We start from the raw sequence: 14,283 nt of genomic DNA, 5'->3' as shown, positions 1-14,283 counted from the left end.
TCTTCAACTCTGTTTCATAGAGGTACGGAATGTTAGAATTGATAATCGGTGCTGCTATCATCGGCGGGATAGGCTCGTTTCTCGGAGATGATAAAAAACGGCAACCATCGAGTTCTGTGCTCCGTAGAACGCCTAACAAAGCAGAGCAACCAAAGCTGCCTTCTATTGACAGTGATTCAGAGTTTTCGGAGTGGCGCAACGAATGGGAGCCTATCGTCAACTGGAGCGAATGGATCCCGAAAAACTTAGCATCTGAGATTGCTCAGGAATTTCCGCCCTATGAAAATGGAGGCTCGTTAGAAAAGCCAAACGCTTCGCAGGGCGCTTCAATAGCATTAGATATAATTGCTAGTTCACGCTTAAACAGGTGCGAAGAAGCTCTGCGTTTGGAGTTTGTACGTCACAATTCCAGTTTTCTAATTAGCCAGAAAGAAAAACTGATCGACTTTTTCTCCTCGGTCGAAAGCAACCCTTTGACAGATGAGCAAATGGACTGCTGTATCTGCATGGATGATGCAGTTCAAATTGTTGCAGCTGCCGGATCTGGGAAAACCTCCACTATAGTTGCACGTGTTGGATATGCGTTAAAAGAAGGCCTCGCTCAGCCTGAAGAGATCCTGATACTTGCTTTCAATAAGTCCGTGAAAGTGGAACTGGAAGCACGCATCAAAGAACGCCTCAGCGACGTAGAAAATGTCGAACGCATCAACGTAATGACTTTTAATGCTTTTGGTCTTGAAGTGATCGGGAAAAGCACAAGGCGTAAACCCAGATTGGCGGATTGGGTTGAGTCTAGCAGAGACGTTCAAGCGATTTCAGATATTGTGGAAGACCTGCGACAGCGAGATCCTCGCTTCAGACTAGACTGGGATATGTTCAGGACAGTCTACGGGCGTGATATTGGGGAGTGGGAAAGCATCAAACAACCTCGCTCCGACGCGACCGGCCAAGGCAGCATTCAAACTGCAGACGGAAAGTACGTGAAAAGCCAAGAAGAGCGGATGATTTGCGACTTTCTTTTCTATCACGGTGTTCAATATGAATACGAACGCCCATACGAACACGACACTGTCACTGAAGAATATTCACAGTATCATCCTGATTTCTATTATCCCCGTATCAGGCTCTATCACGAGCACTTTGCACTGAATGAAGAAGAAAAAGCTCCGACGCATTTTTCAGTCGACTATGTTTCAGGAGTCCAATGGAAAAGAACGCTGCACGACGAAAAAGAGACACAACTCTTTGAGACCACATCTCACGGCTTACGAAATGGCGACGACATTGATCGCTTAAGGTTGGAGCTGGAGCAGCACGGCGAGATCCTTGAATTTGATGTGAGCCGCCCGTCGCCTGGGCAAAAGCCCATCCCAACAAAACAGTTGGCCTCCACAATCCGCGCGTTTCAACAGCACGTTAAAAGCAATGGCCTAAGCCATCAGGATCTCCACAACTCAATTACCAAGCTTGAACGAAGTCACCGCGAACGCCTGAGCCGTTTTGTGAGGCTTTACGAGAGGGTTGCTGATGAGTGGCAGCGGCGTTTGAAATCGGAAGAAAGTGTCGATTTTGACGATATGTTGCTGGCCGCAATCCACCACATCGAGAGCGGCACATTCAAAAGCCCATATAAAATGGTTCTAGCGGACGAATTTCAGGACGTGTCGCAAGCAAAGCTCCGACTTCTCAAGGCTTTGAAAGAAAGTGCTGAATCGTCTTTAAACCTGTGTGTCGTCGGCGATGACTGGCAAGGCATCAACCGCTTTGCGGGGGCAGACATCACCGTCATGACGGGTTTCGAAAAAACATTTCCGAGCGCGACGCAACTGACTTTGAGCAAGACCTTTCGATGTCCCCAAGTACTGTGCGACGCATCCAGCGAGTTCATTCAGAAGAACCCAAAACAGATCAAAAAAACTGTCGAATCCACAAATAATTATAAGACGCCGCCGTTACATGTATTCGCAGCCGAGACGGTGAGCTCCGCGATGGATTGCCTAGAGAGGCACTTGAAACAACTATTTGTTGCTGCAAAGACTGGCGATCTCGACATGCAGAACGGCAAGAAGGTTACCGTCATGCTCGTGGGAAGGTACCACAAAGACAAGCCCACAAGCCTCAATGCATGGCAACGAACATTCGGTGATCAACTCGACCTCAGCTTTTCGACGGCGCACGCTTCGAAAGGCTTGGAAGCTGACTACGTGATGCTGCTCAATGTGACCGAAGGTCTGATGGGTTTTCCCAGTCAAATTGTTGATGATCCGGTGCTGCAGTTGGCGATGCCAGAGCCCGATGATTTTCCTTTAGCCGAGGAGCGCCGCCTATTCTATGTGGCGCTGACGCGCGCCCGTCGTCAAACACGTGTCTATACCTTGCAAGACAAACCTTCACGGTTTGTTATCGAGCTTGCAAAGGATGGCTATACCGAGATCAAGAACGACACTACCACGCTGAAGATCTGCCCAAAATGTGGCAACGGTACACTCAGCCAGAAATCTGGTAGGTATGGCCCATTCGAAGCCTGCAGCGCGCACCCCGAATGTGACTACACCAAAGGGCTTTTGTCTTTTAGCTCCAGTAAAGCCGCGTCAGTTCAATCCGTTCGACTGAAAGAACCCGTAACCGAAGGCACTACATGCCCAACCTGCAGTCAGGGAACAATGGTTGTTAGAAGCGGGCAGAATAATCAGCCGTTTCTTGGTTGTTCGTCGTTTCCGAAATGCCGTACAACTGCGTCGCGAGATGCCATAGAAAACGCGAACCGAAGTAACTAAGGCGCTCAATGTGCGGGTCACCACGAGGTTTGACGATAGGCGGCAGCTCTGGCGCTTTGCTGTCGAGTCCGAGCGCTGCGTTGGCAATGTCCTAGCCTCCCAGAGGCTCCACTGGACACTCGGTTTCAATTTAGCGGTCGCAACAGGTCTTGGCATGAACTTCAGGCCGTTAGATATTCGAGTTATCCGACAAAATCGGCTTGGAACTGCGGTTAGCCGCATTCCAGCGATCCAGCCAAACGTTCCTGCTCTGACCAACATAAACGGCCCAAAGCCGACCTTGGCCGACCGGTCAAGTTGCTGCGGTAGGGCTCGCCATTGCAGTCATTCGCTGCGACTGCGAAATCGGTTGATTGGCGAATCCACACAATGCGGGACTTTGCTGCCATTTGCTGCGGACGCACAGTCTCCATTGCAGTTGAGAAGATCTCTTGGAGGAACGGCGGTTTTCCAACCTTCGCTGCTTTCGCCAACCAATAGCTGCTAAGGATTAAAAGCTGCTATTAGGGCACCAGCATACCACCGTCCAAGTCAGCGTTCGCAGGTTTTGCCCTGATCGACAGACACCCCACTTTTTGATCGGAAAGATAATGTTTGAGCGACGGAATATTCTTCGCTCTTCGTATAAGAAGCAGAAAAAGCATCGCAGGGTCTCTCTTTACCATTAAATTTCGCACCGCCTCCAATTGATCGTAGCGTAGAACAGTCCCCCGTTCGGTGAGGATGATCTATCAGAATGCGCAGTTGGGAAGACCAATGACACCCAGTCCCTTTCGACAGCGCCTTTCAGGAGCCATGAAGAATTTGAAGAAATTATCTTACGCCGCCCTCTCCCTCATGATCATCGCAGGTGCCTACAGCATCGCATTCGGCGTGCCGGATGAGGTTGCGCAGCTCTGGGGCGGCAGTGCTACAGAGATAGCCGAGGCACCCAAAGAGGCCCAATCTGGGCGGAGCCGCGGTGGGCAGGGGCGGGCGACCACGGTCGTTCTCGCGCCACTGGAGGGCCGCGCATACACACTGGTCCTGCGCACCGTCGGCAGCGCCGTGTCGCTTCAACAGACAGAAGTGACCGCGACCGATGCGGGCGAGGTTGTCGAAACGGCGCTTGATGCCAATACGATGGTGCAAAAGGGTGATTTCCTCTTGAAACTGGACGACCGCACAGAACGGCTGGCGCTCGAGATTGCCGAAGCCAATCGCGATCAGGCGCAGGAAACGGTCACCCGCTATGAGGGCCTGCGCAGCAATGGCAGTTCCGTGGTGACCGATGTGGCGCTTTCGGAAGCGCGGGTGGCGTTGCGCTTGGCAGAAGCGAATTTGGGGCTGGCCCAAGTCGCGCTGGGCGACCGGACGATCAAAGCACCGATCGCTGGCCGTTTGGGGCTGAGCGAGGTCAGCGTGGGCGACCGCCTGTCGAGCGGAGATGCTATTGTGACCATTGACGATACCACCAGCCTGCTGGCGACGTTCGAGGTGCCGGAACGCTCCATCGGCCTTTTGGCCGAGGGCAAACCGGTCCTTGTTACGACCCCCACCTATGCGGGCCGCATTTTTGAGGGGGAGGTGACCGCTTTCGACAGCAGGCTCGACAGCGTGACCCGCAGCGCGACGGTAAAAGCCGAGATCGCAAACCCTGAAGGCTTGCTGCTCGCTGGCATGACATTTGCCATTCGCATGACCGAAGAGACCGACCCGCTGCCTGTCGTCCCTGCAACCGCCATTACGTGGGACCGCAGCGGCGCGGGCATCTGGGTCGCCGAAGAGGGCAGCACCCGCCGGGTGCCTGTCACCATCCGCTACCGCGAAGGCGATCGGGTCTGGGTCGAGACCGACGCCCCCTTGGGTGCTGAGATCGTGGTCGAGGGGGCTGCGAAGCTGCGTGAAGGCGCGCAGGTCACCGCCGCTGGCGCGCGCAAAGGACCGGGCGCATGAGTTTCGAGAAAAGAGCGCATAAGGCCGGTTTCGCAGACATTTTTGTGGCGCGCCCCATCTTTGGGATCGTGTTGAACCTGCTGATCATCATCGCCGGGCTCGCGGCCTTCACCAGCGTCGACATCCGCGAAATGCCGGATGTGGACCAGCCTGTACTTTCCGTCAGAACCACCTACGAAGGTGCCGTGGCCAGCACGGTGGACACCGAAGTCACGCAGGTCCTTGAAGATGCGCTGAGCGCACTCGAGGGGATGTCTTACATTGAATCCTCGTCCTCCACCGGGTCGAGCAGCATCACCATCGACCTCTCCGACGGGACGGATGCCAACGTGGCCGCCAATGAGGCGCGCGAGATCGTCTCCGGGGCTTTGCGCTCTCTGCCTGACGATATCGAAGACCCCACCGTCAGCAAAAGCGACAGCAACGCTGACGCGATCATTCGCCTTGCCCTGTTGGGGGATGCCAGCCTTGATGAGCTTACCCAACTTGCCGAGGGCCCGGTTTACGAACGTCTGTCACTGGTTGACGGCATCGCCGAGGTGACCCTACGCGGCGACCGTGCCAATGAATTCCGGGTGGCGGTGAACATGCCATCGTTGCTGAGCCGCGGGCTGACAATCTTTGACGTCTCCACCGCAGTTGCCGAACTCCGCGACGACACTGCCCTTGGCGCGCTTGAAAGTGAATCCCAAACGCTTTCGCTGCGGGTCGGCAACGAAGCTGTCACCGTGGACACCATCAACCAGCTACCGGTCAACGACACGACCCAAGTGGCCGATATCGCCTTCGTCCAACTGATCCCGGAAGACACCAGCGTTTACACCCGCGTAAACGGTGAAACCGCCATTGGCCTCGATATCACCCGCCAATCCGTTGGCAACACGCTGGAAATCTCGCGCGACGTTGCGGTCGCGGTGGAAGAGTTGCGCGACCAACTGCCCGAGAATGTGCAGCTGCTGGTCACATCCGACGACGGCATCTTCATTGAAGGGTCAATCAACGAGGTCGCCAAATCCATCCTTCTCGCCACCGGCATCGTGATCGCGGTGATCTTCCTGTTCCTGCGCTCTCCGAGGGCGACCTTGATCCCGGCAGTTACGATCCCGGTGGCCTTGGTCGGCACGCTTGCTGCGATCTGGCTAACAGGGTTTTCCGTCAACACGATCAGCCTCCTCGCGCTGGTTCTCGCAACCGGGATGGTGGTGGATGATGCCATCGTCGTGGTCGAAAACATCGTGCGCAAGCGGAAGTCGGGCATGGGGGCGTTTGCCGCCGCGGCTTCGGGCACGAACGAGGTTTTCTTCGCCGTCATCTCGACCACCGCGACGCTTGCTGCGGTCTTCATCCCGATTTCGTTCCTGCCCGGCCAGGCGGGGGGCGTGTTTTCGGAGTTCGGCTTTGTGCTGGCTTTTGCGGTCACGCTGTCGTCAATCACCGCCTTGACCCTCGCGCCGGTTCTGTCGGCCCTTCTGGATCCAGGCAAGACGCAGGCAAGTGCGGGCCCTACCGAACCCAGTGCCTTGGCGCGTGGTTTTGACCGAGTGATCGATTTCGCCATCCGCACGCCCTTGCTGGTTCTGTCGGTCGCCATCGGTTTCGCCATCATCGCCATGGGTGCCGCGACGACGCTGCCGTCCGCCGTTACCCCGAACGAGGACCGGGGCTTCTTTATCGTGCAGGCCCGCGGTGCTTCGGACACGACGATTGACTACCTCGATACGCAGGTTCTGGCCGTTGAAGACATTCTCGCGCCATATCAGGACAGCGGGCAGATCGAGACGATTCAAAGCATTATCGGCGTCGGCGGCGGCACCAGTGCCATTGTCGTCGTCCGCCTGCCCGATTGGACCGAGCGCGACTTCACCCAGCAAGAGCTGATCTCGCAGATCAGTGGCAAGTTGGCCTCTGTTCCAGGCGTTCTGGTCAGCGCCCGCTCAACCAACAGCCTGAACATCCGAGGCGCGGGCGGCGGGTTAAGCTTTGCCGTGACGGGCACCAACCTTGCGAACATGACCGAAGCCGCCGACACCCTTGTCGGTGCGATGTCGCAGGATGCCACCTTCCTGAACCCTCAACTGTCAAACAATAGCGTCAACGCCCAGTTGGAAGTGACCGTGAATGACAGTGCCGCAGGCGACATGGGGCTGAACACTACGGATGTCACAAGCCTCATAAGCGCCATGGTGCAAGGCAATGTGGCGGTCAGTGTCTTTTCAGATGACATTGAAGTGGACGTGAATGTCGTCCCCGGTGGGCCGCCGATCAACGATCCGTCCGACATCGCGTCCATGTCCATCCGCCTCGACAGTGGCGCTTATGTCCCGCTCTCGACCGTCGCATCGCTCGACATGGTGGTGAGCGACGCGCAGATCCAGCGGTTCGGCGGCGCGCTCTCCGTCTCGCTACAAGCGAACCTCGGCGAAGGTGTGAACCTGTCCACGGCGATGGACCGGCTGCTCACGCTCTCCGACGAAGTTCTTCCCGAAGGCATGGGCATCACTTTCACCGGAGAGGCGGCGACGCTCGACGATTCCCAAGGGGGGATTTACATGGTGTTCGGCGTGGCGCTGATCGTGGTGCTTCTGGTTCTGGCCGCCCAATTCGAGAGCTTCGCCAGCGCGGTTGTCATCATGATGACAGTGCCCTTCGGCCTTGCTGCTGCCTTGCTGGCGATCTCCATGACCAGCGGTTCGCTCAACTACTACAGCCAGATCGGCCTTGTCATGTTGATTGGGGTCATGGCCAAAAACGGCATCCTGATCGTCGAGTTCGCCAACCAACTGCGCGAGGCAGGGGAGGACATCGACAGCGCCATCCGAAGCGCGCTGCGGCTGCGCATCCGGCCGGTGATGATGACGATGGTTTCAACGGTCTTTGGCGGGCTGCCATTGATCCTGACCACCGGCGCAGGGGCCGAGGCCCGGATCGCCGTCGGATGGGTGATCGTCGGCGGCTTGGGCTTTGCCACCGTGTTCACTCTGTTCCTAACGCCGATCTTCTACCGCTGGATCGCCGTCTGGGGAGCGGCACCGGGAGGGGCGGCGCAGAGGCTGAAGTCAGAGGTTGAGGCAGCTGCGGGGGTGTAGTGGAGCGGTGTCAGTAGTTACAGTGGATTAGATCCAGATGCCACACCAAAGCGCCCGCACGCGATGGGGAGGCCGATCGCATTTGCTTCCCCGCGCCCAGAAGAGACGGGGGCACCATAGACCACTCGCTACTGTGCTGTTGATGGCAAACAATCTCTCGGTTGCAGTGACAGAAACATGCGCACCAAACGTTGAATAGGTAGGTAACAATTTGGAGCGACCAAATGCAGAACCGGATGAAACGATGCGCACCTGTTCTCGTCTTGGCGATAGCTACAACCGCTGTTCTGCCGGGCACCGCAGTGGCAGACAGAGCAATTATCAAACACAGTGTCCAAAAGCACGGCGCTAAGGTGAAAACCGTAAAACGGCAACGGCATGCAGTTGGCCACCGGTTCAAAAATCAGGATGTCGTCGTGGTCAAAAATTGGCGCGCACGCGGCCTTCCGCGCCCCGGTCGCAACGAAATCTACGTCGCGAACGGTGACAGCATTTATCTGGCGGCGGCAGCAACGCTTTTGGTTAAGGCTCTTATCAACTAGATTACGGTCAAAATATCCGCTGATGCAAAGGTGGGTAGCGTTACCTGTCGTTCGGACAAACGATCGGTGATTTGCTTCACGATGCAGCAATGGCTGCTTTGGAACACGATCGTGCAAAGTTTGGTGAACAATTGGAGGTCCGGTAAAGGCCGTCCCCTGCAAAGAATGCGATGCTGCGACTGCGAATAGCTCAAGCTCGACACGGTCACTAAGGGCTCTCAACCGTCATTAGATCGGCCGCAGCATTTTCGCATCAATGGCGTACAGTCCACGACAAGGACGGCCCTTAGCGGACGTTCGTGTGAAACGCATCTAAAGGCAGCTCCCAGCCCAAAGCAGAGATGACCTTTCAACACCGGGAGTAACAACCGTACTTCTATTTCGAATGCTAAGATTTAGGTCCACGATTGAGAACGCTGCCATTCACAATCACCGTCTTGAATGTAAACCACCAAGTAAGGCGACACATAATTTACTCTGAAAGTTTTTATTTCTGCACCACCGTATTGCTCTGCTCCGGCTTGAAGCGGGAAGTTCGCGCAATGTTGTTCATGAATGTTATTAACTGAGATATCTCGTCCTCTGACCTCGCGTATCGACAGCGTAAAACACTTGCAATCATGGAAAATTCATTTTTGAGATTGGTTGCGAAGATACCTGGGTCGTCACTGCCAACACAAAATCTTGGAATATGCTCTAGAGGTTCCTCATCGTCTAAACCAAGCCAACGAAAAAGGTGGTGCTCCGCAAATCGTTTGTAAAGGCTAATTCTCAAATTGCTTGTAGGAAGTGTCTCGATCACAATCTGACTTCGGTTCAGATTTTTGATAACATAAGATTGAATTGCAGACAGCGCTCTGGGTGGTAATAGATCACGCTCGAGTTCTTGTGGGCGATTATCCGTATCAGACATTCTCTTAGATTGGATTTCCATGAAAAGCGCAAAGATGTGTGGGTTTCTTTTTGCAGTATACACTATGCGGGTGTTTTCAGCACGGAGACTGTCGGCGACAAGCGTTTTTGAGCGGGCTTCAAAATATGTGTATTCTGGCGGATTTCCTATCAGTTTATCATGGTACTCTAAGGTATCTAAGTCGCGTAGCGCAAAAGCGGCTTCAAGCTCAGGCGCAGTGATGTTTCTACCCATCAAACGGGTAGACAAGTCGCCAATCTTGCTTTCCAGATTACGAATTTCAGCAGAAAACCCCTCCACAGAAAAGAGTGCGGAACGGGCGAACACCAAATCCAGGAAGCTGTCCCAAGGTGATTGCAGGACACGTTCCGGCGCACGTTCGAGCCAAAAACCTGGCCGGATCCCCAAGGCCGTAGCATGCCCAATTCTGTCCCCTGCCTTCATGTGGAGCAGAGTTACTGCGTCATGGACTGCGCGGATTCCCCCGATTAAATGACGGAAATCTTCGCCAACGTGAAAAGTGGCATGGGGAATGCCTGCTGCACGTGCCTGGCGAAAGGTTGGAGCAAATACCTCTGCTGGAGTGTGAAGCTCATTGGCAGCTCCGTCGATACCGCGCACGATTTGAGAAAGAACAGGCCGGCGTTGCAGGGTTTTTATAAGAACTCCGGCTTCTTTGCGTAGTTCGTTACGCCTATTAATGAAAAGACGGTCCTTCTTGGGAGTAGGCTTTTTGATAAAATGCGCGACCAAGGATAGTTCAAAATCAGCTCGCCCAAAACCCAAATCATCACCGAGACCTATGAGATCGGGTGCGGCGGGTCTTTCAAGGCGCTTCAAGGGTCTTTCCTCGCGCTTTCTCTCTATATCTTTTTCAGTTTGAGTTATGGAAATTTGAGGCGCACGGAAGCGGCAGGCACCGTCAACAATTCGGCCTAATATGGCTTCTAGCTTTTTAATATCCGCTTTTGGCGCGAACCGGCCTTCCAAGTGTCTGATAGTGCGATATGGAGGGCGTTGATTTATTTGCTTAAACCTGTGTTCATAGGACATTTCAACACGAGACCTCACCTCATTCAAAGTAAATTTTTGGAACTGATCGAAGCCGTACTGGGTAAGCTGTTGAACAGACAATTCGATGATTTGACGTTGAACGCAAAAAACGAAAAAGGTGGCCAACGCTATACTTTGGGGCAGGGAATTTTCCTTCAAAGCCTTCATTCCCATAAAGAGGAACACTGCCTCTTTATGCAGCAACGTTCCGCTCGTGCTGCTATTCCCGAGCAAACTGTTAGTTGGGTGGAGCTTAGGTTCTATGGCCATTTTGAGCCCCGAAACCGCGCGTCCCCAAAGAGCCTTGCAGTCACTATCCGAGTTTTCGCTATTCATGATTTCATAGACGGCGGCTGGGGCAGTTTTTGGTTGGCGCCCACTCGCTTGTTCCGTAATTACATGCCAAATCAGATGCCGCATCCGGCGCGCACTGTATAAAACTCGACAAAGCTTTTCGGCCGTCCAATTAGGTAAGATATTTTCGTATTGGTCACGTACTTCACCCGCGTCCGAAAGTTCTTCTTTAAAGCCTAAAGGATCACCGACAGCATCTGGCCAAATCACGTCCAATTCAGTTGATCCATTGAGATGCATGTGCAACTCGTTTAGACCTTCGTTTTCAACGATGTGTTCGACCGTTGGATCGTATGGGCTCAGCAAAGCGCTATCACCAAGCTCTAAACGCAGAGCGGCGTGCAGTTTGAGCGGAGAAAGCCCGTCGAGTTTTCCCTCCTTCACGAGGAATGCGATGATGATGGTGAGCGGTGAGAGATGCGTAATTAGATCATGCCACTCTTGAAAGTGCTCACGTTTCACCCACAAACGCCCAGCTTGCCTTTCAAGGAAACGATCCGCTAAGTTTTCGAACGTGCTCCAAGTCACCTCTCCGAATGCCTCTGAGCTGTTAGGGGACGGTCGAGATGGGAACCTTAGATCACGATAGCTTTTCAGAAGGTGATCGGGTTGTCCGGACACCTCTCGTTGCTCTAATAAGTATAGACGTCGCCGCCATGCCTCGTAGTCGGGCACTGTCCCACAGGACAATTCGTAGAGCGTCTGATGATCAGAAAACGCTCGACGAAAGAATAGCGCACTCACCGTCCATCACCTTGGATGATTGGAACGGTGTTGAGGAGGTAATAAAGCCCATCAAAGGTGACAGTCGTGCCATTAGGAGCGCTGGGTGGAGTGTACACAACATTTTTGACCGTAACGTCTTTCAATTGTTCGATCTTATCGAACAATGAAGGCACGAGATAATAACCCCAAAGTGGGCATTTGAGGAAATGATAGAAAAGCGCGCCGCCTGGCGTATCCTCAAAGCGGTCAACTTTAAAGTTAACTGAATCTACGTCAGAACGAATTTGAGTATCCCGCATGTGCTTGAGCAAATCTATGAAATTCTCATCTGAACCTGTCGGGCTATTTTGCATGGCTTTATTGGCCTGCCCGCCTTCGCGCCGGTACATTTCTACGCCAAGGCTATGCAGGAATACAACGAGTTGACGATGTAAGAGACGCCCCAAAAAGAGCTTATTCTCTGAAATCTTATGTTGTCTTCGAGATGCGTTGTCGAAAATTCTTGGAACGGCGTCGGCAAAGGTTTTCCAACAATTCGCAAGCGACACAGCCGAAACAGGCCGCAAGTCAACATTTGAATTGGCCCAATGCTCAAGAGCTTTGACAAAGTCTTCGTCAAATTCAAATAGCGATGCCCTATCCTTGGGATTTTCTTCGTCTTCTTGAATGTAGTCGACGTCCTCTTCTTGATCACTTAATTCTTTTCTCGTTGCAGTAGGGGCGATAGGCGTACCCTGCCAAGAAGCAAGTACAGCCTTTTTATCATTATTCGAAATGAGGTCATCGATGCCCGCCAAGATTGACAAAACTCCGTAATTACCGTGATCATAACCCTGACCGCTTATAATTTTTGTGTAAGGTAGAAGTGCTATGGAAGCCGAAGTATCATCCACGCGTGCCGCAAGTTCTTCAATCGAATTGAAAAGCGCGCCCGACAATCGACCTTGGCCCTTTCCATAAATGTTTGGTACCCCCCCCTGTTCTATAATTTGCCGGTGAAAGCCTTTTAGGTCTTGAGGCAGTGTTTTGGCGAATTGCTTAATCTCATCTAAAGAAAGAGTATTGCCGTCTTTTTCGCCATTTCCGACTTGGTAAAATCTATTCCAACCCTTTTTATGGTAGTCTAAGCCATAGAAATATTTTATGGTTTTGGGTGGATTGCGAACCCGGTCACTTCCAACAGGTATGCCAAAAATAGATGTAGAGTTCTCTACATTTAATTTTGTTACGCTTTTAGGGCTCCTCTCCCATGCGGCCCAATAGGCAAGAAAATCGCGCAATGGTTGATCTTGCATAAAGCGAATATGCGCACGAAACTTAGCGAGATGACTCTTCCGGTTGCCATGGCCAACAGAACCTTCGCTCTCGACTTGGCTTCCAATTGCGGCGAACTGCAACCAAAAGCGGATCGTCCCAGGAATAGTATTTTGCAACCCGCCAGAAATGATCGATGACAAAGCCAAAGTCGCCCGATCTTTACTTTCGTGCGCACCGTCAGGAGTAAGGTTTGAAAATTCATCCCAACGCGTTGGTTGTTCGCACATCCACTCAACGATGCGCCGTAACTTGATCGTGAAATCGGGAATGTTTTGGATTGTGTCTATCCGCAGGCCGGCCGCTGCAAGCTGGCTACGAGAAATTTCAGTCATACGTTCAGAAACTTCGGCGGGAGTAGGGTTCGCACCACTGATATCCCATACCTCAAGAAATTCAATAATGCTACGTACAGGCATTGAGAGAATTGCTGAACGGTACATTCGAAGTGTGTTTGCATCCCGTGCGCCCCAATGGCTACCAATAATTATATCTAGTTCTTCGTTTAGTGGAGTTTCATCATCGTCTCGGTTTTTCCATTTCAAATTGATGGATGTGTCCTGTGTTGTCGTAATCTCGTTTAGGGTTTGAAGCTTAATGCGTCTGTGTGGGGGTAAAACCTTGGTGAGGAATTGATCTTCAAGCCCAGATAGTTGTTCTAACAGGGTTTCGATACGGGAATTCTCTGGGTGGGAAGTACTGAGATTTTGCTCAAATCCGACGAAGTCTCCTCCCATGCCATTGAGCTGGATCTTTCGGGTGAGTGACTGCAAAAGCTCTGGGTCGCCAGAAACGACAACACGTAGTTTGGGGGATGTCAGATATTTGCGCAGAGCCTCAAGCACCGGGGCTCCCATTTCCGATTTTGTGTCGACGTCGTCAATACAAATGACGAAGGCCTCACATCCGACCGCCTTCGCCGCACATGAAACAAAATCACGGAAACTTTGTTCAAAGCTGTAAGCCGCCTCAGCCCGCTCCATGCCCTCATCCATAATGAATGAAGCGTTTGACCAATCTTCGTCATGTAGATCGTTAGACCCGACGCCGTCGAGCACAGAAATGCCTTTGGCTAATGTCCTTAAAGCATTTTGAGCCTTTTTTAAATCACTTTCATCTGATTGGCTTCGGTGTTTCCAAGATATTTCGTCACTGATGAGGTATTCGCGGATACGTTGAATGATCGACAATATCAAGTTTTGTTTTGATTCTAGCAAAGTTGGATCTAACAGCCCAAGGCTACGATAGTCTTTCCATTCACCTCGTTCGATTTTTCCCAGTATCTGCAATAATACAGTAGTTTTGCCTTCACCACGTCGCCCAGTAAGAAAAATTGCTTCATGGCTCCGATCTTGGGATACTCGCAGGCTCGCGGGCGTGAAGGGACTATCTTCCTGATCGGAAGTTTGTGCAGTTGTTTTCGTTGGTTCTAATAACTCCTTAAGGGTATCCCACAACTTTCTTTGAAGATCTTGCTGTTCGGACAATGAAGTGCTCATTCCTCGGTTAAGATCAATTAGCTGGTCGTTATGTGATCTTGGTTCTGGAGCCATGGTAGAGATCCTATTTTCAGTAGAAATTGA

At 52.5% G+C, this 14,283-nt stretch carries 6 protein-coding genes; 4 read left to right on the top strand and 2 right to left on the bottom strand.

What is annotated here, in order from left to right:
- The first annotated feature begins 29 nt into the window (after positions 1-29).
- From Z947_RS21220 to Z947_RS21950, 4 genes are all read left to right on the top strand, one after another.
- Positions 30-2,777, top strand: a complete 2,748-nt coding sequence (locus tag Z947_RS21220) for a UvrD-helicase domain-containing protein (protein ID WP_025045436.1) — start codon at positions 30-32, stop codon at positions 2,775-2,777.
- 795 nt (positions 2,778-3,572) lie between these two features.
- Positions 3,573-4,712, top strand: coding sequence for an efflux RND transporter periplasmic adaptor subunit (locus Z947_RS0116755; RefSeq protein WP_025045435.1), 1,140 nt, complete (start codon positions 3,573-3,575; stop codon positions 4,710-4,712).
- On the top strand, positions 4,709-7,798 hold the full coding sequence (locus Z947_RS0116750; protein ID WP_025045434.1) for an efflux RND transporter permease subunit: 3,090 nt from the start codon (positions 4,709-4,711) through the stop codon (positions 7,796-7,798). Before Z947_RS0116755 ends, Z947_RS0116750 begins: the two co-directional genes overlap by 4 nt.
- A 224-nt stretch (positions 7,799-8,022) precedes the next feature.
- Positions 8,023-8,340, top strand: a complete 318-nt coding sequence (locus Z947_RS21950; RefSeq protein WP_081781169.1) for an RcnB family protein — start codon at positions 8,023-8,025, stop codon at positions 8,338-8,340.
- A 487-nt stretch (positions 8,341-8,827) separates the two neighbouring features.
- On the opposite strand, the gene Z947_RS0116735 is transcribed toward Z947_RS21950, so the two are convergent.
- Both Z947_RS0116735 and Z947_RS0116730 read right to left on the bottom strand, forming a co-directional pair.
- The gene (locus Z947_RS0116735; RefSeq protein WP_156026666.1) at positions 8,828-11,404 is read right to left on the bottom strand and encodes a hypothetical protein; all 2,577 of its coding nucleotides are present in this window, start codon (positions 11,402-11,404) and stop codon (positions 8,828-8,830) included.
- Positions 11,401-14,253, bottom strand: coding sequence for a hypothetical protein (locus tag Z947_RS0116730; RefSeq protein WP_025045431.1), 2,853 nt, complete (start codon positions 14,251-14,253; stop codon positions 11,401-11,403). Before Z947_RS0116730 ends, Z947_RS0116735 begins: the two co-directional genes overlap by 4 nt.
- Positions 14,254-14,283: the final 30 nt, after the last annotated feature.

It is taken from the genome of Sulfitobacter geojensis (genome assembly GCF_000622325.1).
GTDB classification, from domain to species: Bacteria; Pseudomonadota; Alphaproteobacteria; order Rhodobacterales; family Rhodobacteraceae; genus Sulfitobacter; species Sulfitobacter geojensis.
Note: the sequence above shows the minus strand (reverse complement) of the source record. Positions and strands in the feature narration are given on the sequence as shown.

Coding starts and splice junctions, on each gene's coding strand:
- Z947_RS21220 (WP_025045436.1), top strand. CDS start 30: ATGTTAGAATTGATAATCGGTGCTGCTATCATCGGCGGGATAGGCTCG.
- Z947_RS0116755 (WP_025045435.1), top strand. CDS start 3,573: ATGAAGAATTTGAAGAAATTATCTTACGCCGCCCTCTCCCTCATGATC.
- Z947_RS0116750 (WP_025045434.1), top strand. CDS start 4,709: ATGAGTTTCGAGAAAAGAGCGCATAAGGCCGGTTTCGCAGACATTTTT.
- Z947_RS21950 (WP_081781169.1), top strand. CDS start 8,023: ATGCAGAACCGGATGAAACGATGCGCACCTGTTCTCGTCTTGGCGATA.
- Z947_RS0116730 (WP_025045431.1), bottom strand. CDS start 14,253: ATGGCTCCAGAACCAAGATCACATAACGACCAGCTAATTGATCTTAAC.